Below are 23,938 nucleotides of genomic sequence, written 5' to 3' on the forward strand. Positions count from 1 at the left end.
ACCGCTCCTTAGTCTTTCTGCGCCGCGTCGTCCGCCGCCTTGTTCCTCAGCTCGGCAATGATTTGACCGACCGCCGTCCGCGCCTCGTCAATGCCGTGTCCCGTGTCGACAATATAGTCGGCCCGCGCGCGTTTTTCGCCATCGGCAAGCTGACGTTTGAGCACGGTTTCGAACTTTTCCACTGTCATATCCGGTCGCGCCAGCACACGTTCGCGCTGGATCTCGGGATCGCAGGTGACGACGAGCACGTAATCAACGGCGCGATCGGCGCCGGTCTCGAACAGGAGGGGGATGTCGAGCACGGCGATCGGAGCCTCGTCGGCGCGCGCCTTTTCCAGGAAACGGTCGCGTTCTTCGCGCACCAGCGGATGCACGATCGCTTCGAGCTTTTCGAAATTCTCCGGCTTTCCGGCAAGCGCCTTGCTGAGGCGCGCGCGATTGATCACGCCATCTTCGGCAACGCCCGGAAAAGCAGCCTCGACCGGCGCCACGGCCCTGCCGCGATAAAGCGCGTGCACCACCTCATCGGCATTTTGCACCGGTATGCCGGCTTCGGTGAAAAAGCCCGCCGTGGTGGACTTTCCCATGCCGATCGATCCGGTGAGGCCGAGAATGATCATCCGTTCGCCTCAAGATCGGCGATGATCTCGTCCCTCAGCGCGGCATCCACTTCGGGCTTCCTGCCGAACCATTTCTCAAAACCCGGCACGGCCTGGTGCAACAGCATGCCGAGCCCGTCCGCCGTCTTCAGCCCGTGCGCCTTCGCCTGTTTCAGGATCGGCGTTTCGAGCGGCACATAGACGATATCGGCTACAATGGCGTTTTCGGAGAGGAGGCCGAAGTCAAAGTCCGGCACGGCGCCGCCCTTCATGCCGAGCGACGTCGTGTTGACGAAAAGGCCGGCGCCCTTCATCACCTCGGCAAGCCGGTCCATGTCATGCGCGTCGACCCGCTCGCCAAGCCGTGCGGCAAGTTCGGAGGCCCGCGCCAGCGTGCGGTTGACGATGTGGATGTGGGAAATGCCGCGCTGTTTCAGCGCCATGACGATCGAGCGAGCGCTGCCGCCCGCCCCCAGCATCACGGCCTTTTCCGCATAATCCCATCCGGGATGCGCCGCGTCGAGATTGCCGGTGAAGCCGAGGCCGTCCGTGTTGGCGGCATGAACGCGTCCGTTTTCGACCCACAGCGTGTTGGCCGCGCCCAGAAGCGTGGCATTTTCATCGGCTTCATCGGCAAGCTCGAAAGCGGCCATCTTGTGGGGGATGGTGACATTGCAGCCGACGAAACCGGCTTCGCCGGAGCGCAGTCGGTCGACAAAACCCGCGATTTCCCCCGGGGCCACGTCTTCGCGCACATAGTCCCCGGAAATTCCGTATTTCTTCAGCCAGTAGCCATGAACCAGCGGCGAGCGGGACTGGGAAACGGGATGGCCGATGACGCAGGCCCGCCGCAGATGGGTTTCACGTGAATCAGTCATGCAGTGCTCCGAATTTGCGCAGGGCCGCCAGCAACTGAAGCATCGGCATGCCCAATATCGTGAAGAAATCGCCGTCGATCCGCTCGAACAGTCGCACGCCCGGGCCTTCCAGCTGGTAAACGCCCGAGGAAAACAGCACTTCGTCGGAAAGGCGCGCCAGATAGCGGTCGATCTCCGCCTCGTCGAGCGGGCGCATGTGCAAGGCCGCCGTCTCGCAGGCCTCGAAAAGGATCTCGCCATCGCGGGCTATCGCGAAGGCGCTCATCAGGTAGTGCGTCTTGCCGGAAAGGCGCTTCAGATGCGCGCGCGCTTCCTCCCGGTTTTCCGGCTTGGAATAGGGGAGACCCTCAAACGCCATCACCTGATCACCGCCGATGACGAAGGCGCCCGGCGCGCGGCCCGCGACATCGAGCGCCTTTGCCCGCGACAAGAGGCCGGCAAGGAAATCAGGCGTCGCGCCGGTCTTAAGGAAAGGCGCTTCCGTTGCCCGTTCATCCACATGCGGGCGCATGCTGGAAAAGGCGATCCCCGCATTGGCGAGCAGCGCCCGCCTCGACGGACTGGTGGAGGCCAGGATAATCGCTTCGTTCTTCGGCATCGGCGCTTTCCTCTCGCGGCTCGGGCGTTGCTATTTCAGCTCGTATTTCAGGGCAAGAATGGCCGCCGCCGTCTCCTCGATCGAGCGGCGCGAGACATCGATGATCGGCCAGTTGTTCTGGGCGGCGAGGCTGCGGGCATATTTCAGCTCCTCGGCAATCACCGCGCGATCGGTATATTCGCTCTTGCCCTCGTCCGCGCCGCTGCCGAACTCGCGGAACTCGCGCACCTGGGAGATCCGTCCTGGCGAGGCGATCAGGCAGACGATCAGCGGACGCTTCGCCCGATAGAGGCTTTCGGGCAGTTTCATTCCCGGCACGATCGGAATATTGGCCGCCTTCACGCCACGGTTGGCGAGATAGACGCTTGTCGGCGTCTTCGACGTGCGGGAAATGCCGAGAATGACGACATCCGCCTCGTCATAGGTTTCCGGCATCTGCCCGTCATCGTGATCCATGGCGTAGTTCAGCGCTTCGATGCGGGCGAAATAGTCCTCGTCCAGGCTGTGCTGGGCGCCGGAGCGCCTCCGCGAGGCCGTGCCGAGATAGGACTGAAACACCCTGGCAACCGGATCGAGAACATTGACGCAGGGCACATTCATGTCCCGGCACATTTCTTCCAGAAGTGCACCCAGTTCCTCATTGACCACCGTATAGAGAACGATGCCCGGCGCCTCGTCGATCGCCCTGAGCACGGCGAGCACCTGCTTGCGGCTGCGCACCAGCGGATAGACATGTTCGATCGGCTCATAGCCGCCGAACTGGGCGGAGACTGCGCGGCCGGTGGAGATCAGCGTTTCGCCCGTCGAATCGGAGATCAGATGGAGGTGAAAGAAGTTTTTGCGGTTTTCCACGATGTCCTTCGCCTCCTGTTCATAACGCTGGACAAAACGGGACGAATGCGAAGCGCCGATTTTGGCCTGTGGGTTGTCTTGCGATTTATCCACATATCCTTTTTCGTTGAATAGGTTCAAACGCCGCTGTTGAAAACGGGGAAAAGAACGGTTTTCGCGGCAAAATTCCAGTGGTTTTGCACAGGCTGGCGAGCGCCATCGCAACAGGCCAAGGATTTGAATCCATGAAATAATCCATGCGCATCCCCACAATTGCCATCAAGGCGGTATTTTAATCCCGCTGAAGACGGCCAAATGCGTGGAAAAGACTCATAGTCGCGGAAAATCCTTTAATCCTTGATCCTCACAGACTCTAAGAAATAAAAGGAATCCGAACATAAACAGATTCATTATTTGCAAGGGCTGTGGATATGGCGGAACGGGCGCTGGAACGCGTGCTTGAGGGCGAAACCATCAACCCGCCGCCGATCTGGCTGATGCGACAGGCGGGCCGCTACCTTCCCGAATACCGGGCCCTGAGGGAAAAGGCGGGCGGTTTCCTCAACCTCTGTTACAATCCCGAATTTGCAACGGAAGTGACGCTGCAGCCGATCCGGCGTTACGGTTTTGATGCTGCTATTCTGTTTTCCGACATTCTCGTGATCCCGGATGCACTGAAATGCGGGGTTCGCTTTGAAAAGGGTGAGGGACCGCGTCTTGATCCGATCGAGGCAGACGACATCGGGCGTCTGGAAGCCCGCTATGCGGCTGACACGCTTGATCCGGTAATCGAGGCGGTGGGACGCATCCGCGAGAACCTGCCAACCCAGACGAGCCTTCTCGGCTTCTGCGGCGCGCCCTGGACCGTGGCGACCTATATGATTGCGGGGAAGGGGACCAGCGACCAGGCGCCGGCCCGGCTTTTCGCCTATCGGCACAGGACGGAATTCCTGAAACTTCTCGATCTGATCGCCGATCTTTCCGCCGACTATCTGATCCGGCAATTGAAGGCGGGCGCCGACGCGGTGCAGATTTTCGACAGCTGGGCCGGCGTGCTCGGCGAGGAGGATTTTGCCGATTTTGCCGCCGCCCCCGTTGCCCGTATCGTCAAAACGGTGCGCCAGGCCGTGCCGGGCGCGAAGATCATTGCCTTTGCCAAGGGCGCCGGCCACAATCTTTTGACCTACCGGCAGAAAACCGATGCCAATGCAATCGGCCTCGACTGGACCGTGCCGCTCGCCATCGCCAAGGAGCTGCAGAAGGATGGTCCGGTGCAGGGCAATCTCGATCCACTGTCATTGGTTGCGGGCGGTGATCTGATGAAAGCGCGTGCGACCGCTATTGTTGAAGCCTTGTCGGACGGTCCGATGATCTTCAATCTCGGGCACGGGATCACGCCGGAAGTGGATCCGGAAACAGTCGCTGCGCTCGTCATGCTGGTGCGCGGCGAGAAATAAACCTTATAAAACAAATATATGCGGAGGAAATGATGACGGAGCAGGGCGAAACGGGCAAGGTCGCGGGCAGGAAGTCGGCGAGCCGGGCAATGACGGCGCTGCTTCTGTTCCTGTTCGTCTGTCTCGGGCTCTTCGTCTTCCAGCGCGACAGTTTCTATCTCTGGGCGACGGCCATTCACGTGATCGCGGTGATTTCATGGATGGCGGGCATGTTCTACATGCCGCGGCTTTTCGTCTATCACGCCGACAGCGCGCCGGGTTCGGAGAAGTCGGAGACTTTCAAGGTGATGGAATACCGTTTGATGAAGGTGATCATGAACCCGGCCATGATCCTGACCTGGATCTTCGGCCTTTATCTGGCCTGGGACGGCGGATGGTTCTCCGATGGCTGGCTGCATGTAAAGCTTTTCGCCGTCTTCCTGATGTCCGGTGTCCACGGCTATTACAGCAAGGCGATCAAGGATTTTTCCGCCGACAAGCGTTCGACGAGCGCCCGGCACTGGCGGATCGTCAACGAAGCGCCGACCGTGCTGATGATCATTGCCGTGATTATGGTGATCGTTAAACCCTTTTAATCGTTTGATAAATGGTTTGGCGCGTTTTCCGAGGCAAAAAAGCGTATTTGCTCTTGTAACGACACGGGCAAATCAGTATCTTCCAGCCGACCCATCCAAAAAGGCTGTGCAATAATACCCCTGCGCCAATCCGAATTGGCACTGCTCCACCAGTGCAACCGGCCTTTCGATCATCACAACAATTCACGGTTTACTTCATGTCTCAAATGAAGCTTCAGGAACTGAAGAGCAAGACACCAACCGACCTCCTGGCCTTTGCCGAATCGCTCGAGGTCGAGGGCGCCAGCACGATGCGCAAGCAGGAGCTGATGTTCGCCATTCTCAAAGTGCTGGCCACGCAGGATGTCGAGATCATCGGCGAGGGCGTCGTCGAGGTTCTTCAGGACGGCTTCGGCTTCCTGCGTTCGGCAAATGCCAATTATCTGCCGGGTCCGGATGACATCTATATTTCTCCCTCCCAGATCCGGCGTTTTGCGCTGAAGACGGGCGATACTGTCGAAGGCCCAATCCGCGGACCGAAGGAAGGCGAGCGTTATTTCGCCCTTCTGAAGGTCAACACGATCAATTCCGACGATCCGGAGAAAATCCGTCACAAGGTCCATTTCGACAATCTGACGCCGCTTTATCCCGATGAACGGTTCAAGATGGAACTGGAGAATCCGACATCGAAGGATCTGTCGCCGCGCGTCATCGACCTCGTCGCGCCGCTCGGCAAGGGACAGCGCGGACTGATCGTCGCGCCGCCGCGCACGGGCAAGACGGTTCTCTTGCAGAACATCGCCCATTCAATCACGGCCAATCATCCCGAATGCTTCCTGATCGTTCTTTTGATCGACGAGCGTCCGGAAGAAGTGACCGATATGCAGCGCTCGGTGAAGGGCGAGGTCGTGTCGTCGACCTTCGATGAACCGGCCGTACGCCACGTTCAGGTCGCCGAAATGGTGATCGAGAAAGCCAAACGCCTGGTCGAGCACGGCCGCGACGTCGTCATCCTGCTCGATTCCATCACCCGTCTCGGACGCGCCTATAACACCGTCGTGCCGTCTTCCGGCAAGGTGTTGACCGGCGGCGTCGATGCCAACGCCCTGCAGCGGCCGAAGCGCTTCTTCGGCGCGGCGCGCAATATCGAGGAGGGCGGTTCGCTGACGATCATCGCCACGGCCCTGATCGACACCGGCAGCCGTATGGACGAAGTGATCTTTGAAGAATTCAAGGGTACCGGCAACTCGGAAATCGTGCTCGACCGCAAGGTTGCCGACAAGCGCATTTTCCCGGCGATCGATATCCTCAAGTCGGGCACGCGCAAGGAGGACCTGCTTGTCCCGCGTCAGGACCTGCAGAAGGTCTTCGTGCTGCGGCGAATTCTCGCGCCGATGGGCACGACCGACGGTATCGAGTTCCTGATCGACAAGCTGAAACAGACGAAGAGCAATGCCGAGTTCTTCGAATCGATGAACACCTGAGGACAATCCAGGCCGGCTCGGGAGACACCCGAACGGGCCTGGCCTTCAGTTTCATCCGCAGAATGCGGAGCCCTTGCCATAGCGTCCGATGTTCGGATCTCCGGTTCCGCAATGCAGTCGAATTCTGACTAAGCTATTGAAATATAGATTTATTTTCGATTTCCATCTGCCATAGGCGCGTGTTGTGCGATCGACCGATACCATCTTCGCTCTTTCAAGCGGCGCTTTGCCCTCGGGCGTTGCGGTGATCCGTCTGTCCGGCGCAGCGGCGTTTGATATCTGCGCCGGGATCGCCGGCCGGGTGCCGCCGGCGCGCCAGGCGCAGCTGATGACCCTCAAGGATGCGGAAGGTATTGCCCTCGACCAGGCGCTAGTTCTTGCTTTTGCCGGCCCGGCATCCTTTACCGGCGAGGATTGCGTCGAGTTTCATCTTCATGGCGGCCGCGCCGTCGTCAAAGCCATGCTGGACCGGCTCGCCGGTTTTCCCGAGACGCGTCATGCCGAAGCGGGCGAATTCACCCGGCGGGCCTTCGAGAACGGCAAGCTCGATCTTGTGGAAGCCGAGGGGCTTTCCGATATCATCGTTGCCGAAACGGAAATGCAGCGCCGGCTTGCGATGGAACAGGCTAGCGGCAGGCTGTCCGGGCTCTATGAGCATTGGGCTGAGGCGCTTACGCATGCGCGCGCCATGATCGAGGCCGAACTCGATTTTTCCGACGAGGACGACATACCGGGCTCGGTTTCCGCGACGATCTGGCAGGGCGTTGATGAGGTGGCAGCGCAGATACGCGAGCATCTTGCGGAGCTTCACACGGGAGAGATCATCCGGGACGGCTACCAGGTGGTGATTGCCGGGGCGCCCAATGCGGGAAAGTCGAGCCTTTTGAACGCCCTCGCAAAACGCGATATCGCGATTGTCACCGATATTGCCGGCACGACACGGGATATTCTTGAGGTTCATCTTGATATCGGCGGCTATGCCGTTCGCCTTTACGACACTGCGGGCCTGCGCGAAACCGAGGACAGGGTCGAAGCCGAAGGCGTTCGGCGCGCTCGTGCCTTGGTCGAAACCGCCGATCTCGTTCTGTCGCTTGCCGATATGACGGGCGGCGGCGCGCCTGAAATCTTTCCGGATCGCGACTGCCTACTGGTGGGAACCAAGTCCGATCTTTCATCCGACAGGGACGGTTTTGATCTGGTGCTCTCGGCCGAGAGCGGTGAGGGGATCGATCGGCTAATTGCAGTGATTTCCGATCGGCTTTCCGCGCGGGTCGCCGGTTCATCCCTGAGCCTTCCGGTGCGCGCGCGCCAGGCAGATTATTTGCGACTGGCGCTTGCGGCACTCGAAGAGGCTGTAGCGGCCCGCGAATTATCGCCGGAACTGCCATCGGAATCCCTCCGTCGCGCCGCCGAGGCTCTGGGTCGGATCACGGGCCGGGTAGATGTCGAAGATCTTCTCGACGTGATCTTTTCGTCTTTCTGTGTTGGCAAATAGACCGTGTTTCACGTGAAACAATCTTGACTCGATCGGGGCAAGACGGCACAACCACCGCCAAAACAAGGGTTCCGGCCAGCGGTCGTCGAGCCCGAACGGAGCTTTTTCATGAGCGATCATTTTGATGTCATCGTCATCGGCGGCGGGCATGCGGGGTGCGAGGCTGCTTCCGCGGCCGCACGGAGCGGAGCGCGGACGGCGCTGATCACCCATAAGCGTGAAACGATCGGTGTGATGTCCTGCAATCCGGCCATTGGCGGACTGGGGAAGGGGCATCTCGTTCGCGAGATCGATGCGCTTGATGGGTTGATGGGCCGAGTCGCCGATGCTGCCGCGATCCAGTATCGGATGCTGAACCGGCGCAAGGGACCGGCCGTTCGCGGACCACGCAGCCAGGCAGACCGACGGCTCTATCGCGAGGCAATGCAGACGGCGCTGGCGGAGATCGGCAACCTCGAGGTCATTGAAGGCGATGTTTTCGATATCGAGACCGACAATGGGCATGTCGTCGCGGTGACGACAGGCACCGGCCAACGCTATGGCTGCGGCGCCGCTGTGTTGACGACGGGCACGTTCCTGCGCGGGCTCATCCATATTGGTACGCGGAAGATCCCGGCCGGCAGGGTCGGGGAGGCACCGTCGCTCGGGCTTTCCGAGACGTTGGGCAGGCTGGGGCTTTCACTGGGCCGGCTGAAGACGGGCACGCCGGCGCGGCTTGACGGGCGCACGATTGACTGGGCGTCGCTGGATCGGCAGAAGGCGGATGATGACGCCGTGCCATTTTCCTTCATGACCGACGGCGTGAAGAACCGGCAGATTGATTGCGGCATTACCCGGACGACGCCGGAGGTCCACGCGATTATTTGCGACAATATCGGGCTTTCGGCGATGTATTCGGGGCAGATCGAAGGGGTGGGGCCGCGCTATTGCCCGTCGATCGAAGACAAGATCATGCGCTTCGGCGACCGCGACGGACACCAGATCTTTCTCGAGCCCGAGGGCCTCGATGATCATACGGTATATCCCAATGGCATTTCGACCTCCTTGCCGGAGGACGTCCAGCATGCCTTTATCCGCGCGATCCCGGGGCTGGAAAAGGTGTCTATCCTTCAGCCCGGCTATGCGATCGAATATGATCATGTCGATCCGCGCGAGTTGAAGGCGTCTCTGGAGCTGAAGAAGATGCCCGGTCTGTTTCTGGCCGGCCAGATCAACGGCACGACCGGTTATGAAGAGGCGGGCGCTCAGGGGTTGGTCGCGGGGTTGAATGCCGCGCGGTTTGCCGGCGATTCCGAGCCCGTGATTTTGTCGCGGACCGACTCGTATATTGGCGTGATGGTTGATGACCTGACGACGCGCGGCGTTGCGGAGCCTTATCGCATGTTCACTTCGCGCGCCGAGTACCGACTGACGCTTCGGGCCGACAATGCGGATGAGCGCCTGACGCCGCTTGCCATCTCGCTCGGCATCGCCTCGCACGCGCGTCGTTCGCGGTTTGATGCCTACTCTGATGCGCTGGAGCAGGCGCGGACGGCGCTGAAGGCGCGGTCGGTAACGCCGAATGAGGCCGCTGGCCATGGGCTCAAGCTCAACCAGGACGGCCAGCGGCGTACGGCCTATGATCTTCTCGCCTATCCTGGACAGGATTTCGATGGGTTGATCGTCATCTGGCCGGAGCTTGGCGTGACGGAAGCAAAGGTTCGCTCCGCCATCGAGATCGAGGCGACCTATGCTGTCTATCTCGACCGGCAGGCCTCGGATATTGCCCAGGTGCGCAAGGATGAGGGCAGGGCGATCCCGGAAGATTTTGACTATGCGGCATTGCCGGGTCTTTCCAACGAACTCAAGGGCAAGCTGGCAAAGGCGCGGCCGGCGACGATTGCGCAGGCCAGCCGTATCGACGGCATGACGCCTGCCGCGCTTTCCTTGCTATTGGTGCGGTTGAAAGCCGGCCGCTCGGTCGCGGCTTGAGGTCAGACATGAAACTCAACGGTCAGACTGTTTCACGTGAAACACAGGCGCGCCTCGAACTCTTCGCGGCTCATTTCGACAAGTGGGCAAAGTCGATCAACCTCGTGGCGCCGTCGACACGGCAGCAATTCTGGGACCGCCATGTCGCCGATAGCGCTCAGGTCTATCAGCTCTCGCCAGAGCCGAAGACGTGGATCGACATCGGCAGCGGCGGCGGTTTCCCTGGCATGATCACAGCCATCCTTCTGGCGGAAAAGGGTGAAGGCTGGGTTCATCTGGTCGAGAGCAACAACAAGAAGGCATCGTTTCTGCGCACGGCCATCCGCGAAACCGGGGCCCGGGCAAGCGTGCATGCGATCCGGGCCGAGACGGCGCCGGAGGAAGTTGAAAGCTGTGACGCCATGTCCGCGCGCGCCCTTGCTGACCTCTCGCTGCTGCTTGTATATGCCGCTCCCTGGTTTGATACAACGCCGGAATTCCGCGCCTTTTTCCACAAAGGCCGGGATTTTCGGCGCGAGATCGACAAAGCGCGTGACCATTGGGACTTCGATCTGGTAAAACATGAAAGCAAGGTTGAACCCGGCTCCGTGATCCTGGAAATATCGCGCCTTGCGTCGTTGTCGGCCTCTTGAAACTGGCGGAATGGTCAATGAATCGTAAAACGCGTGTTATCACGGTCGCCAACCAGAAGGGTGGCGTCGGAAAAACCACCACGGCCATCAATCTGGCGACCGCGCTTGCGGCTATCGGCGAGAAGGTTCTGGTGCTCGATCTTGATCCGCAGGGCAACGCCAGTACCGGTCTCGGTATCGAGCGCGATCAGCGGGAGTTTTCGGCTTATGACGTTCTGGTCGGCGACAAGACGATCGTTGAGGCTGCAATCCCCACGGCCGTTCCGAATCTTGATCTGGTACCGTCGACACTCGATCTTCTCGGCTTCGAGCTCGAAATCGCGTCCGATCCCCGCAGGGTTTTCAAGCTCCGCGACGCGCTGGCCCAGTCGGATGTGAGCCGATATCGCTATGTCTTCTGTGATTGCCCGCCTTCCTTCAATCTCCTGACAATGAACGCGATGGGCGCTGCCCAGGCCATTCTCGTGCCGCTGCAGTGTGAATTCTTTGCCCTGGAGGGGTTGAGCCAACTGCTCGACACCGTGTCGGAAGTGCGCAGCACCATTAATCCGGGACTCGAAATTCAGGGCGTGGTACTGACCATGTTTGATTCGCGCAACAATCTGGCGCAGCAGGTGGTTTCCGATGTGCGCGACTATATGGGCGACAAGGTCTACAAAACGCTGATCCCGCGCAATGTGCGTGTTTCCGAGGCACCGTCCTTCGGCAAGCCGGTTATCCTTTATGATCTCAAATGCCAGGGAAGCCAGGCCTATATTCAGCTGGCCTCGGAGATCATCCAGCGCGAGCGGGCAATGGCGGCGGCCTGAGCGGCAGCATTGGAAGGTAAATAGCATGAGCGAAGAAAACTCCAAACGGCGGCTCGGCCGCGGACTTGCGGCGCTGATCGGCGACATCGAAAAGGCGGAGCCGACCGAGCCGGCAACGGTGCAGGTTACGGCGGATCGCCGGATCCCGGTCGAGTTCATCGTCCGCAACCCGCGGAACCCACGTCGGCATTTCGAGGAAGAGGATCTTCGCGATCTCGCGGCGTCTGTTCGCCAGCACGGTATCGTCCAACCGGTGGTCGTTCGCACCATTGGTGAGCAGCGCTTCGAAATCATCGCCGGCGAACGCCGCTGGCGCGCGGCCCAGCTCGCCGGTCTATCCGAAGTCCCGGCGCTCATCCGCGATGTCGATGACCGTACGGCGCTGGAAATTGCCATCGTCGAGAATGTGCAGCGCGCCGACCTCAATCCCTTGGAGGAGGCGAACGGTTACGAATTGCTGATGGCGGAACATGGCTACACGCAGAATGATCTCGGCGAAATCATCGGTAAAAGCCGGAGCCATGTCGCCAACAGCCTGCGTCTGCTGAAGCTGCCCGAAGGCGTTCGCACCATGCTGGCGGAGGGCGCTCTGTCCGCCGGCCATGCTCGCGCCTTGATCTCGACGCCGGATCCGCTGGCGCTGGCGCAGACGGTCGTGCAGAAAGGTCTGTCGGTGCGCGAGGCAGAAAAGCTTGCTCAAAAAGCGATTGATGGCGGCGGTCTCCGCGCCTCGCGCCCCGCCAAGCAGAAGAACGCCGATACGCTGGCGCTGGAACGCTCGCTCTCCGATCGTCTTGGATTGGCAATTACCATTGATCACAAGAACGACGGCGGACAGATCAGAATCGCCTACAGTTCGCTCGACCAGCTTGACGATATTTGCCGGCGCTTGGAGCGCAACCCTTGAAATTGTATCAGCACAATTTGGCATGATACAATTTTCTCTCTCTTTTTCAGTATGATGCAGAGGATTCGCCACGTCAGCGGCGTCTTGATGCGCATCAACAGTGACCCGCGCATCCGCCTCGTCATAAAAACATCTTGCGGTCCCTTGCTGACTCGCGCATCGCGCCTTGCAAGGATCGCCCGCGAGCTGAATATCGGCTGCTGGTTTTCGAAGGTCAACACGTACCGCCCCGTTAGAGCGCCGTGCGTGCATTCTGACGCACAAAGGGCGCTCTAACCTATTGAATCTACGCATCGTGCTTTCCGACAATCGATTCCGATTTTTGGGCCGATGCGCTAGCCGCCGCGTCTGTTCGAACGCAGCGTCAGCGCCAGCAGCGTTTGCATCGCGATGCTCTCTTCGAGCGCCGGGTGGCGCCTCGTGTTCAGCACCGCATCCGAGAGCATTCTGAGCGCGCGTTCGGCGGCGTTTCCGTTCCAGGCAGAAAGCGCCTTTTCGAAGATCGGCTTGCGGCGAAAGAAGATCTGGCGTCCGTGGCTTTGCATCACCTGGCTTGCGGCGACGCGTTTGCTCTCCATCTCGGCCCGCATCTGGTCGAGCAGATGAAACTGGCGGATGCAGCCGTTGAGGATCATGAAAATCGGCGTTTTGGAATGCGAGACCTTGGCCATGGCGTGCCTGAGAGCCGCCACGTCTCCAGAAAGCACCGCATCTACGGCATCATCGGCGGAAATTGCGCTGGCATCGCCGATCACGGCGGCGACGTCTTCTTCCGTGATCATCTCCAGGCCGCGGCCGTAGAGCGCAAGTTTCTCGATCTCGTTGCGCGTCGCAAGTCGGTCACCGCCGATCATGGACACCAGAAGCTGCCGCGCCTGCGGCGTAATTCTCAGTTCCGCTTCGCCAAGCGTCTGATCGATGAGCGCATTGAGGGCCCGGGCGTCATCGGCATAACAGGGTATGGCAGCGATCTGCCGTGCGCTCTCTGCGGCCTTGCGCATGGCTGTTCCCTTGCGCAGGTCCCCGGCCTCGATGATCAGATACGCGCTCTCGGGCGGGTTTTCCGAAAGCGTGTTGAGCGCGCTCGTGAGCGCCTTGTCATTGCCTCCCGCGCGCACCCAGACAAGCCGTGAGCCGCCGAAGAGCCCGATCGCGTTCACCTCGTCAACGATGCGTCCCGGATCGCCTTCAACATCGCCGATGTCGAGTTTCATCACCGAGAAAGGGTCGTCGAGCGGTACGCCCGATGCCCTGGCGATCAACCCGGCGCGCTCGCTGACAAGGCCACGGTCCGGCCCATAGACGAGGAACAGGCGATAACGCCCGGCGTCCTGCCGCAGAAATTCGTCGAACTTGTAGGACTTGATTTCCGTCATTCTTCCGCCGGTTCAGATCGCTTGCGCCGGGCCCCTCGGTCAATCGCCAAGGCCACCCGGCCATGATAGCCTTTTCGGACGGGTTCGCCTATTCGGCAGGCGACTTGGGCAGGTCCAGCGGGGGTTCCTTGTTGAGGGCGATCGCGAGATCGGCATTGATGATCTCGGCCACTTCCTTGGAGGCGCGCTGCTCGGCGTCGCGAATGGCCCTCAGTTTGGCAAATTCCTGCGAGGGAAAATCGAGAAGCGCGGTGGCCCGACGCCGGCCGGTCGCCAGAAGCTTGTTGTCCTCGCGGCGCCTCAGGGCGAAGTCGGCCGTCACGATGGTGCGCCCGGCGCTCGCCGTATCGGAACTGTCGTCCTGCAGGAGTTCTGAGGTCACGGCGAAGGCCGAGAGGTCGACGTCATACTTGGCATCGATACTTTCGCCCGCGCCACCGCCTGTGAGGAATATCAGCTCGTTGCGGACATATTGCGCAACCGGCGTCGTCGGAACGGAAAAGGACAGCTCGTGCATCTTCGCGTTCAGGGCGGTGCCCTCCGCCCCGCCATAAAGCGGTCGCACCTGGCACGAGGCAAGCGTGGCGACAGCGGTAAGCGAAAGGGCGAGCGCTCTCAGGCGTGATCTAGACAACAACATTCACGATCCTCTGCGGCACGACGATGATCTTGCGCGGCTCCTTGCCATCCAGCGCACGGACAACGGCTTCAAGCTCGAGCACCGCCGCCTTAATGCTCTCCTGATCGGCATCGCGCGCCACGGTCAACTCGGCGCGCTTCTTGCCATTGACCTGGACCGGCAGCATCACCTCATTGTCGGCGGTCAGGGCCTCGTCATGCTTCGGCCAGGCCGCCATGGCGATCATACCCTCCGCGCCGAGCGTCTGCCAGCATTCTTCGGCCAGATGCGGCATCATCGGCGCAAAACAATGAGTGAGGAACAGGCTTGCCTGTTTCAGCGCGCCCTTCAATTCATCATCGGCCTTGTCGACCTCCGAAAGCGGCTGCGCCAGAACGTTCACAAGTTCATAGATGCGGGCGATGGCCTTGTTGAAGGCAAGTCCGTCAAGATCGGCGGCAACGGCCTTCAGCGTCTTGTGGGCGGCGCGCGAGATTTCCAGCGCCCTGCCGTTCTCGCCAGCCTTAGCTTCAATGCCCGCAAGGGCAGGGGCCGCCTCGGAAACAAGCCGCCAGATGCGCTGTACAAAGCGGAACGTGCCCTGAACGCCGGCCTCGGTCCAGACTACGTCGCGGTCCGGCGGGGAATCCGACAGCACGAAAAAGCGGGCCGTATCGGCCCCATAGGTCGCCAGGATATCATCCGGGTCGATGACGTTCTTCTTCGACTTCGACATCTTCTCGATGGCGCCGATGGCAACCTCTTCGCCGGTCTCGGTCAGGATCGCCTTGCGGGCGCCGTCCGTTTCCTCGATCGTCACATCGCTCGGCGAAACCCAGCGGCCGGAAGTGCCGCTGCCGCCGAGGCGATAGGTTTCGTGCACCACCATGCCCTGGGTGAACAGGCCCTTGAACGGCTCATCATGGTTCACATGCCCGGTTGCCTTCATCGCGCGGGTGAAGAAGCGCGAATAGAGCAGATGCAGGATCGCGTGCTCGATGCCGCCGATATACTGGTCGACCGGCAGCCAGCGGTCGGCAATGGCCGGGTCCGTCGGTGCGTCCTCATGCGGCGCGGTAAAGCGGGTGTAATACCAGCTCGAATCGACGAATGTGTCCATCGTGTCCGTTTCGCGCCGGGCATCCTTGCCGCATTGCGGACAGGCGACGTGGCGCCACGTGGCGTGACGGTCGAGCGGATTGCCGGGCTTTTCGAAATCGATGTCGTCGGGCAGTTTCACCGGCAGGTCGGATTTCGGAACCGGCACCACGCCGCAATCATCGCAGTGGATGACCGGGATCGGGCAGCCCCAGTAGCGCTGACGGGAAATGCCCCAGTCGCGCAGGCGGAAATTGACCTTGCGTTCGCCGCGCGGCGCGCCGCGCACGACATCGGCCTCGAGCTTCAGCGCGATCGCCTCGAAGGCTTCGTCCGTGCTCATGCCGTCAAGGAAACGCGAATTGATCATCACGCCGTCATCGGTGTAAGCCTCGTCGCCGATCTCGAAGGTCGCCGCATCGCCATCCTTCGGCATTACTACTGCGGTCACCGGCAGTTCGTATTTACGGGCAAAGTCCAGATCGCGCTGGTCGCCGGAGGGGCAGCCGAAGATCGCGCCCGTGCCGTAATCCATCAGCACGAAATTGGCGACGTAAACAGGCAGTTCCCAATTCTCGTCAAAGGGATGGCGCACGCGGATGCCGGTGTCGACGCCCTTCTTTTCTGCCGTCTCCAGTGCTGCCAGAGAGGTGCCGGCCCGGCGTGTCTCCTCGCAGAAGGCGGCAACCTTGTCATCGTGCTTGGCGGCTTCCTTCGCCAGCGGATGATCGGCGGAAATCGCCATGAAGGACGCGCCGAAGATCGTGTCCGGGCGGGTGGTGTAGACCGTCAGTTCCTCGTGGTTGCCGGCCTTCTCCGCGCCGTCGGAAATGTCCCAGCGCACCATCATGCCCTCGGAGCGACCGATCCAGTTTTTCTGCATCAACCGCACTTTTTCCGGCCAGCCGTCCAGCGTGTCGAGCGCATCGAGCAGGTCCTGGGCAAAATCGGTGATCTTGAAGAACCACTGCGTCAGCTCTCGCTGTTCGACCAGCGCGCCGGAGCGCCAGCCGCGGCCTTCGATCACCTGCTCATTGGCAAGGACGGTCATGTCGACCGGGTCCCAGTTTACCTTGGATTGCTTGCGGTAGACGAGGCCCTTTTCCAGCATGTCGATGAAGAGATGCTGCTGGCGCTGGTAATATTCGACGTCGCAGGTGGCGAATTCGCGGGTCCAGTCGAGCGACAGGCCCATGGATTTCAGCTGGTTGCGCATCGTGGCAATGTTCTCATAGGTCCAGTCCTTGGGGTGGACCTTGTTCTGCATTGCCGCATTTTCCGCCGGCATGCCGAAAGCATCCCAGCCCATGGGATGGAGAACATTGTAGCCGCGCGCCCGCTTGTAGCGCGCCACCACGTCGCCCATGGCGTAGTTGCGGACATGGCCGATGTGAATGCGTCCCGAGGGATAGGGAAACATTTCAAGCACGTAGTAGGTCTCGCGCGGGTCGGCATTGTCGGTGACGAAGACATTGTCCTCGTTCCACTTCTTCTGCCAGTTCGGTTCGACTTTGCGCGGGTTGTAACGTTCAGAGGCCATATCGGTGCTACTCGGTCATTTTCTTGGTGATTTTGGCGGTGAGCTTCATCATGAAAGCGCCCCAGCGTCAAGTTAAACGGGCCGAATTGGCGGTATGGGAAAGCGGCATGGACCCGTTGCGGCGGCCCTCGCGTTTGCCATAAGGTGCGGCGGCGGAAAAAGGAGTTGAAACCGATGGGTGTTGCCGAAAATCTCAAGGACGTGCGCGCAAGGATCCTCGCCGCCGAGCACGAGGCTGAACGGCCCGAAAACGCGGTGACGCTGGTGGCCGTTTCCAAGACCCACGATGCCGATGTGATCCGCGAAGCGATCGCGGCGGGGCAGCGGGTCTTCGGCGAAAACCGGGTCCAGGAAGCGCAGAAGAAGTTTCCGGCGCTGAAGGAAGAGACGCCGGACCTCGAGCTGCGCCTCATCGGGCCATTGCAGTCCAACAAGGCGGAAGACGCGGTGAAGCTCTTCGATGTGGTCGAAAGCGTCGATCGCGAGAAGATCGCCCGCGCGCTTGCCAAGGAAATCAAGAAGCAGGGCAGGGCGCCGAGGCTTTACGTGCAGGTCAATACCGGCAATGAGCCGCAGAAGGCCGGCATCGATCCGCGTGAGACGGAAAGCTTTCTCGATCTTTGCCGGGATGAGCTTGGGCTCGAGATCGAAGGCCTGATGTGCATTCCGCCGGCGGGTGAAAATCCGGGCCCGCATTTCGCCCTGCTGGCCGATCTCGCCAAGGAAAACAACGTGCCGAAGCTTTCCATGGGCATGTCCGGCGATTACGAGATCGCTGTCGCCTTCGGGGCTACCAGCGTGCGCGTCGGCTCCGCGATCTTCGGCGAACGGGATTATCCGGGCTGAGCGCCTTTCTCGAAGTCCCTGCACCGTCCGCCCGACCGACGGATGTTTCACGTGAAAACCAGACTTGTCCTCACTTCGGCGTCAGCCGGTTTGCCCCGTCGAGGCGGATCACCTCGCCGTTGAGGTAGTCGTTTTCGACCGCAAAGACGACAGCATTGGCGAATTCCGCCGGATCACCGAGCCGGGCCGGGAAGGGGATCGTCGCGGCGATCGATTTCTGCGCCTCCTCCGGCAGGTTGTAGAGCAGCGGCGTGAGGAAAATGCCGGGCGCCAGCGTGTTGACCCGGACGCCGAAGCGGGCGAATTCGCGCGCCAGCGGCAGGGTCATGGAAACGATGCCGCCCTTGGAGGCCGCATAGGCCGCCTGGCCGATCTGGCCCTCGAAGGCGGCGATCGAAGCCGTGTTGACGATCACGCCGCGGCTTTCGCCAACCGGTTCTGCAAGCGACATGCGGTGGGCCGAAAGCCGGACGACGTTGAACGTGCCCATGAGGTTGACGCGGAGCGTGCGCTCGAAATCGGCTATCGGCATGGGGCCGTCGCGCCCCACCGTGCGGCCCGCCGTGCCGATTCCGGCGCAGCTCACAGCAATCCTGACCGTGCCATGGGCCGCCTCGGCCGCATCAAGCGCTGCCGTGACGTCGACTTCGCTGGACACATCGCCGACGGCCGCAATCCCGCCGATTTCGGCGGCGACCTTCTCGGCCGCATCGCCGTTCATGTCCAGCACCGTTACCCTGGCGCCTTGTTCCGCAAGCGCGCGCGCGGTTGCCGCGCCGAGCCCCGAACCCGCACCGGTCACCAGTGCGGCCATGCCTTCAACCTTCATTCTCAGACCGCCTTTCTGCCTTGCGGTTTGCCCGCAATGATCACCTCAGGGCCGCCCGCATAAAGCGCCTCGACTAGGTCTGCCCGGTTGGCGAGCACCGCCCGCTGGTTGACCGAGCCCTTGTCGGTCACCTCGCCCGCATCCATGCGAAGCGGCGCGGTCAAAAGCATGGCGCGGGCGATGCGGTTCGAGGAGCCGGTGGCGTGACCGGCGAAATCCGTCAGAAGATTGCCGAGGCTCGCAAGCACTGTCGGATGGGCATAGAGCGCCGCGTCATCCATTTCGGCCCCCCCTTGGACAAGGCGTTCGATTTTCGGGCGGAAGGGCACGAGCAGGGCACCGAGTTCGAACTGGCCCTCGCCGGCAATCACCGCATCACGGATCAGACCACCCATGGCGTCGACCAGCTTTGCCCGCATCGCGCCGACGGCAACCCAGGTGCCGGTCTGGAGCTTGAAGTTCTCCGCCGTGCGGCCGTCGAAGAGATAGCCGCGCGCCGGATCGCCGGGAACGGCGGGGCGCAGTGCGTCGCCCATATTGTAGAAGCCTTCCTCGTCGAAGGCCTTTTCCGTCAGGTCCGGCCGCCGCCAGTAACCGGGCGTGACGTTTGGTCCCTTGAAACGCACTTCCATCTTGCCGCCGGTGGGCACCAGTTTCATGGTGACGCCGCGCGCCGGAACGCCGCAATTGCCCGGCTCGTCCTGCGGCTCGGTCGAGAACATGGCGAACGGGCCGGTCTCGGTGGAGCCGAGCCCCGAACCCATCAGCGTAAAGAAGCCGGTGGAGCGTTCGGAAAGCGCGTTGAGGTGATGCCAGGTGTGGCTCGCCATGCCCGCGCCAGCATACATGATCATCTTCAGTTTCTTGAAAAAGGTGTCGCGCAGGACCGGGTCCTTCTCCATCGCCTCGCACAGCACTTCATAGCCCGCCGGCACGTTGAAATACCAGGTCGGCGAGATCTCGCGCAGATTGCGGATCGTCTCGGCCATGCCCTTCGGCGTCGGCTTGCCGGCGTCGATGTAATAGGTGCCGCCATTGTAGAGCGCGATGTTGAACACCTTGTTGCCGCTGGCGACATGGTTCCACGGCGCCCAGTCGACGAGAACGGGCGGCTCGTCGCCGAGAAAGCGGTAGCAATCGAGCACCTGGGCCATGTTGGCGCACATCATCCGCTGGGTCTGGATCACCGCCTTGGGTGTTCCGGTCGTGCCGGAGGTGAACAGGAACTTCGCGATCGTATCCGGTCCCGTGGCGGCAAAGGCCTTGTCGGCCGCCGGCGACGCGTCGGTCGCAATCACGTCTTCCCAGGCGAAATGCCCGCGCCCGGGCACGGCGCCGCCCGCCAGAATGAGCGGCACGACCGGATCGATGACCTCGGTGATCGCGTCCGCGAACCGATCCGCATCCTTGGCGAAGACCGCGCCGGGCGTCACTTCGCCGGCAATGTCGCGAAGCTTGGCGCGCCCCTCCGGGATCAGCGAATAGGCCGGCGCCACGGCAGCAGACGGAATGCCGACATACTGGGCGGACAGCGCGATGACGGCGTGTTCGAGCGAATTCTCCGACAGGATCATCAGCGGCCGTTCGGGCGAAAGGTCGTGGTCGAGGAGGAAGGCGCCGACGCGGCGCATCAGGTCGCGCAGCCGGCCGAAAGTGATCGTGCGCCACGCCCCGTCGGCATCGCGCTCGGCCATCCACACGCGCTCGGGCACGGTTTCGGCAAAGTGCAGAATACGGTCGCCGAGGCGCGCCGGATAGCTGCCCAGCTCATCATCCTGCCATATGATCTGACTGCCGTCGGCGCGGTCCTCCACGCGGATGCGCGGCTCCCAGACCCGCACCGGGCGTATTTTCTCCATGTCGGTCATGGATCCTCCTCCAATTTTCGAGCGTCCCTGGCACTCCGGGCCGCGAAATCCTCGCTGAAATCTTTGCCCGTCCGGCCGCTCCCGACGGCGGGACAGGTTCAGGTTATACAGTTTTTAGGTGTATTGTTTACAGGGAAAATATTTTCTCGTATAGGGAAAACTGGAATGGTTGAAAGGAAGCATGCAGTGACGACAGAGGCGGAGCTGGTAACCTATGAATTGCGCGGCGAGGTCGCGCTTCTCGGGCTCAATCGTCCAGACAAACGCAATGCGATCAGTGACCGTTTTGTAGAAGCGCTGGCCGATGCGATCGAGCGGGCGCGTACGGAGGCGAAGGCCGGCGTCATCTTCGGCAATGGCAGACATTTCTGCGCGGGGCTGGACCTTTCCGAACACGTGAAGAAGTCGGCCTTCGAGGGCGTCGAAAGCTCGCGCCGCTGGCACGAGGTCTTCGGCCGGATCGAGTTTGGACCGATTCCCTGGTTTTGCGCATTGCACGGCGCCGTTGTCGGCGGCGGGCTGGAGCTGGCATCGTCCGCACAGGTGCGCGTTGCCGACGAGACGACCTTTTTCGCATTGCCGGAAGGCCAGCGCGGCATCTTTGTGGGCGGCGGCGGCTCGGTGCGCACCGCGCGCCTTATGGGCGTGGCGCGGATGACGGACATGATGCTGACAGGCCGCTCGATCGACGCCGATACCGGGGAGCGGTGGAATCTGGCGCAATATGTCGTTCCGGCGGGCAAATCCATCGAGAAAGCGCTGGAGCTTGCCATACAGGCGGCGTCCAACGCCCAGCTTTCCAACTACGCTGTCATCAACGTGCTGCCGCGCATGCCCGAAATGAGCCGCGACGACGGTCTTATGATGGAAAGCTTCATCTCGTCCTTCACCGCCACCTCGCCCGAGGCGGAAGAACGGTTGATCGCCTTCCTTGAAAAGCGCACCGCCAAGGTGGCGGCTCCCGGGGGGCGCTGACATGGGGCAGGAGCCGCGCATTTCCCCGCAACAGACCGAAGATGTCCGGCTTGGCGAGCTCAACAATTCGCTCGGCTTTCTGGTGCGCGTCGCGCAGGTGCGGGTCTATGATCAGTTCTATGAGCGTTTCGGCGCCGGCGACCTGCGTCCGGGCGAGTTTTCCATACTCTGGGTCATGCATCTCAACCCCGGCATCAAACAGGGCATACTGGCGCAGACGCTGAGGATCAAGCCGGCCCACATGACCAAGACGGTTCGCCGTTTCGAGGACCAGGGCCTGATCGAACGGGAAATTCCTGATCACGACCGTCGATCGGTTCTGCTTCGGCTGACCGGGAAGGGCGAGGGGTTCGTCGCGGCCAACAAGCGCAATTTCTTCGGCGAGAACGCCTATAACACGCACGGGCTGAGCGCGGAGGAGGCGGAAACGCTTGCGCATCTGCTCAAGCGTTACGTCGGGCTGGAGACGGAGGAGCGCATATGAATTTCGACGATCTGGTCGCCTTTGACGTCCACGTCCATGCCGAGGAGCCCTGCTGCACCCATCGCGATGACGGCTATATGGAATTCCAGGCAGGCATGGCCAGTTATTTCAGGAACCCGGCAGGCCGCGACGGCATGCTGCCCACGGTGGAGGAGACCGCCGCCTATTTCCGCGAACGGAAGATCGGCTGCATCATTTTTCCCGTCGATGCCGAGCGCGAGACCGGTTTTCGCCGCTACTCCAATTATGAGGTGGCGGAGATCGCCGCAAGGAACAGCGATATCATGGTCCCCTTCGCCTCCATCGACCCGGCCAAGGGCAAGCTTGGAGTCCGGGAAGCGAGGAGCCTGATGCGCGACCACGGCGTGCGGGGCTTCAAGTTCCACCCGACCTTTCAGGGTTTTTACCCGAATGATCGGGCCGCCTACGGGCTCTATGAGGCGATCCAGGAGGAAGGCGGCATCGCACTGTTTCATACCGGCCAGACCGGCGTCGGATCCGGCATGCATGGCGGCATGGGCATGCGGCTGAAATATTCAAATCCGATGTATCTCGACGACGTGGCGGTGGACTTCCCCGACCTGAAGATCATCGCCGCCCATCCGTCCTTTCCCTGGCAGGAAGAGGCGCTCGCCGTCGCCCAGCACAAGCCCAATGTCTATATAGACCTGTCGGGCTGGAGCCCGAAATATTTTCCGCCGATTCTGGTGAAATACGCCAATTCTCTGCTGAAGCACAAATTGCTGTTCGGCTCCGACTGGCCCGCCATCACGCCGGATCGCTGGCTCGTCGATTTTGAAAAGATCGACATCAAGGAAGAGGTTCGCCCGCTGCTTCTGAAGGAGAATGCGAGGAAGCTTCTGGCGATGTAACTGACCTGACGAAACGTGGCATTCGGATTTTTTGGGAGGAGAATTCATGAATCGCATACACACATTCGCTGCACTGGCCGCCGTCGCGATGATGGCCGCCGGAACCACCGCGTCGGCGCGCGAACTGCGCCTAGCACCGGGAGGGCCGCCGGCGCATCCGGCCTATTACATGTATGAGCATTTCGCCGAAAACATCGCCGAAAACTCGGGCGGCGCCATGACCGGCCTGATCCTCGGACCGGAGGTCGTCTCTCTGCCGCAGATGAAGGATGCGCTCCAGACCGGGCTCGTGGATGCGGGCAATGTCCTGCCGCTTTATTTTCCGGCGGATATGGAAGTGACCGGCATTGCCGGCGACCTGGCGCTGATCGGCCGCAATCCCCACGCCATGGCGATGGCGATGACGGAATACGGCATGACCTGCGAGCCCTGCCAGGAGGAGTTCAAGAAACTCGGCATGGTTTTCCTCGGCGCCGGATCGTCAAACGTCTACAACCTGATCACCATCAGGCCCGTGCGCACCGCCGACGACCTGAAGGGCATGCGTCTGCGCACCGGCGGCGCGCCCTATTCGCGCTGGGCCGAGCATTTCGGCGCAACTCCGGTCAATATCGGCGTCGGCGAAACCTTCGAGGCGATGAGCCAGGGCACGATCGACGGCACCATGGCATCGACCGTCGACCTGTTGTCGTTCCGGCTGATCGATATCGCCAAGGACGTCACCATCGTCCCGATCGGCACCTATCACGTGACGTCGAACTTCACGGCGGGACTCAACACCTGGCGCTCGCTTTCCACCAAGGAACGCGAGGAGATCGGCATGGCCGCCGCCCGCGCCAATTTCGACCTGACCGACCGCTGGGCCTTCCAGCTGCCGTCGGCGGCGAAGGAGGCGCTGGCCAAGACCGATATCGAGGTGATCGAGCCGGATCCGGCCTTCCTTGAAGCCTCGGAAGCCTTTGCCGCTCAGGACGTGAAGGATCGCACGGCGCTCTCGGGCGAGGAAGCCGCCTACTTCACCGAACTGGTGGAGAAGTGGACGGCGGTCGTCGAAGAAGTCGGCAACGATCCCGACGCTCTGGCCAGGCGCATGATCGACGACGTCTGGAGCAAGATCGACTTTTCGACCTACGGCATGTGATGCCTGAACTGGATCGCGGCGGCCGCAATGGCCGTCGCGCTTCGTGGACGATGATGTTCTTCGTCGCTTTCCTTT

General features: G+C 61.4%; 22 protein-coding genes. 13 read left to right on the forward strand and 9 right to left on the reverse strand.

Annotated elements, in window-relative coordinates:
• Window positions 1-8 precede the first annotated feature (8 nt).
• From coaE to JET14_RS00230, 4 genes are read right to left on the reverse strand one after another with little or no spacing between them, the layout of a single operon-like run.
• Entirely contained in the window at window positions 9-620 is a 612-nt protein-coding gene (gene coaE, locus JET14_RS00215) for a dephospho-CoA kinase (protein WP_200336209.1), read from the reverse strand.
• On the reverse strand, window positions 617-1,477 hold the full coding sequence (locus tag JET14_RS00220) for a shikimate dehydrogenase (protein WP_200336210.1): 861 nt from the start codon (window positions 1,475-1,477) through the stop codon (window positions 617-619). The genes coaE and JET14_RS00220 overlap by 4 nt, the downstream gene beginning before the upstream one ends.
• Window positions 1,470-2,075, reverse strand: a complete 606-nt coding sequence (locus JET14_RS00225) for a Maf family nucleotide pyrophosphatase (RefSeq protein WP_200336211.1) — start codon at window positions 2,073-2,075, stop codon at window positions 1,470-1,472. Before JET14_RS00225 ends, JET14_RS00220 begins: the two co-directional genes overlap by 8 nt.
• 30 nt (window positions 2,076-2,105) lie before the next feature.
• Complete coding sequence (locus JET14_RS00230; RefSeq protein WP_183483329.1) at window positions 2,106-2,927, reverse strand: pyruvate, water dikinase regulatory protein; 822 nt, start codon at window positions 2,925-2,927, stop codon at window positions 2,106-2,108.
• Between the two features lie 404 nt (window positions 2,928-3,331).
• Between JET14_RS00230 and hemE the strand changes: the two genes are divergently transcribed.
• The 8 genes from hemE to JET14_RS00270 all read left to right on the forward strand — a co-directional run bounded on the left by hemE (window position 3,332) and on the right by JET14_RS00270 (window position 12,215).
• Entirely contained in the window at window positions 3,332-4,363 is a 1,032-nt protein-coding gene (gene hemE, locus JET14_RS00235; protein WP_432443052.1) for a uroporphyrinogen decarboxylase, read from the forward strand.
• 32 nt (window positions 4,364-4,395) lie between these two features.
• On the forward strand, window positions 4,396-4,938 hold the full coding sequence (hemJ, locus tag JET14_RS00240) for a protoporphyrinogen oxidase HemJ (protein ID WP_200336215.1): 543 nt from the start codon (window positions 4,396-4,398) through the stop codon (window positions 4,936-4,938).
• 197 nt (window positions 4,939-5,135) lie between these two features.
• Window positions 5,136-6,401, forward strand: coding sequence for a transcription termination factor Rho (rho, locus tag JET14_RS00245; RefSeq protein ID WP_156484752.1), 1,266 nt, complete (start codon window positions 5,136-5,138; stop codon window positions 6,399-6,401).
• Window positions 6,402-6,585: 184 nt separating this feature from the next.
• Window positions 6,586-7,896: a tRNA uridine-5-carboxymethylaminomethyl(34) synthesis GTPase MnmE gene (mnmE, locus tag JET14_RS00250; RefSeq protein ID WP_200336217.1), complete on the forward strand. Its 1,311-nt coding sequence runs from the start codon at window positions 6,586-6,588 to the stop codon at window positions 7,894-7,896.
• Between the two features lie 108 nt (window positions 7,897-8,004).
• Complete coding sequence (mnmG, locus tag JET14_RS00255) at window positions 8,005-9,867, forward strand: tRNA uridine-5-carboxymethylaminomethyl(34) synthesis enzyme MnmG (protein ID WP_200336219.1); 1,863 nt, start codon at window positions 8,005-8,007, stop codon at window positions 9,865-9,867.
• 8 nt (window positions 9,868-9,875) lie between these two features.
• Entirely contained in the window at window positions 9,876-10,499 is a 624-nt protein-coding gene (rsmG, locus tag JET14_RS00260; protein WP_200336220.1) for a 16S rRNA (guanine(527)-N(7))-methyltransferase RsmG, read from the forward strand.
• 17 nt (window positions 10,500-10,516) lie between these two features.
• Window positions 10,517-11,308, forward strand: coding sequence for a ParA family protein (locus JET14_RS00265; protein WP_061449905.1), 792 nt, complete (start codon window positions 10,517-10,519; stop codon window positions 11,306-11,308).
• Between the two features lie 25 nt (window positions 11,309-11,333).
• Complete coding sequence (locus tag JET14_RS00270) at window positions 11,334-12,215, forward strand: ParB/RepB/Spo0J family partition protein (protein WP_200337934.1); 882 nt, start codon at window positions 11,334-11,336, stop codon at window positions 12,213-12,215.
• 335 nt (window positions 12,216-12,550) lie between these two features.
• Here the strand turns inward: JET14_RS00270 and holA are convergent, their stop codons facing one another.
• The 3 genes from holA to leuS form a co-directional block, all read right to left on the reverse strand.
• Window positions 12,551-13,591 (reverse strand): DNA polymerase III subunit delta, encoded by a 1,041-nt coding sequence (holA, locus tag JET14_RS00275; RefSeq protein ID WP_200336221.1) that lies wholly within the window; start codon window positions 13,589-13,591, stop codon window positions 12,551-12,553.
• A gap of 88 nt (window positions 13,592-13,679) precedes the next feature.
• The gene (locus JET14_RS00280) at window positions 13,680-14,225 is read right to left on the reverse strand and encodes a hypothetical protein (protein WP_246750431.1); all 546 of its coding nucleotides are present in this window, start codon (window positions 14,223-14,225) and stop codon (window positions 13,680-13,682) included.
• Entirely contained in the window at window positions 14,218-16,848 is a 2,631-nt protein-coding gene (gene leuS, locus JET14_RS00285; protein ID WP_200336226.1) for a leucine--tRNA ligase, read from the reverse strand. The genes JET14_RS00280 and leuS overlap by 8 nt, the downstream gene beginning before the upstream one ends.
• A 174-nt stretch (window positions 16,849-17,022) precedes the next feature.
• Between leuS and JET14_RS00290 the strand changes: the two genes are divergently transcribed.
• Complete coding sequence (locus JET14_RS00290; protein ID WP_200336228.1) at window positions 17,023-17,694, forward strand: YggS family pyridoxal phosphate-dependent enzyme; 672 nt, start codon at window positions 17,023-17,025, stop codon at window positions 17,692-17,694.
• Between the two features lie 70 nt (window positions 17,695-17,764).
• On the opposite strand, the gene JET14_RS00295 is transcribed toward JET14_RS00290, so the two are convergent.
• Window positions 17,765-18,523: an SDR family NAD(P)-dependent oxidoreductase gene (locus tag JET14_RS00295; protein WP_200336230.1), complete on the reverse strand. Its 759-nt coding sequence runs from the start codon at window positions 18,521-18,523 to the stop codon at window positions 17,765-17,767.
• Window positions 18,524-18,525: 2 nt separating this feature from the next.
• Entirely contained in the window at window positions 18,526-20,391 is a 1,866-nt protein-coding gene (locus JET14_RS00300; protein WP_200336232.1) for a feruloyl-CoA synthase, read from the reverse strand.
• A 165-nt stretch (window positions 20,392-20,556) separates the two neighbouring features.
• Here JET14_RS00300 and JET14_RS00305 point away from each other — a divergent pair, with 165 nt between their 5' ends.
• Genes JET14_RS00305 through JET14_RS00320 form a run of 4 tightly spaced genes read left to right on the forward strand, consistent with a single transcriptional unit; the run spans window position 20,557 to window position 23,863 of the window.
• Window positions 20,557-21,366, forward strand: a complete 810-nt coding sequence (locus JET14_RS00305; protein ID WP_200336234.1) for a crotonase/enoyl-CoA hydratase family protein — start codon at window positions 20,557-20,559, stop codon at window positions 21,364-21,366.
• Between the two features lies 1 nt (window position 21,367).
• On the forward strand, window positions 21,368-21,850 hold the full coding sequence (locus tag JET14_RS00310; RefSeq protein WP_200336237.1) for a MarR family winged helix-turn-helix transcriptional regulator: 483 nt from the start codon (window positions 21,368-21,370) through the stop codon (window positions 21,848-21,850).
• Window positions 21,847-22,722, forward strand: coding sequence for an amidohydrolase family protein (locus JET14_RS00315; RefSeq protein ID WP_200336238.1), 876 nt, complete (start codon window positions 21,847-21,849; stop codon window positions 22,720-22,722). The genes JET14_RS00310 and JET14_RS00315 overlap by 4 nt, the downstream gene beginning before the upstream one ends.
• A gap of 46 nt (window positions 22,723-22,768) precedes the next feature.
• Window positions 22,769-23,863: a C4-dicarboxylate TRAP transporter substrate-binding protein gene (locus tag JET14_RS00320; protein ID WP_200336240.1), complete on the forward strand. Its 1,095-nt coding sequence runs from the start codon at window positions 22,769-22,771 to the stop codon at window positions 23,861-23,863.
• Window positions 23,864-23,938 lie beyond the last annotated feature (75 nt).

This window comes from Martelella lutilitoris (assembly GCF_016598595.1).
GTDB classification, from domain to species: domain Bacteria; phylum Pseudomonadota; class Alphaproteobacteria; order Rhizobiales; family Rhizobiaceae; genus Martelella; species Martelella lutilitoris_A.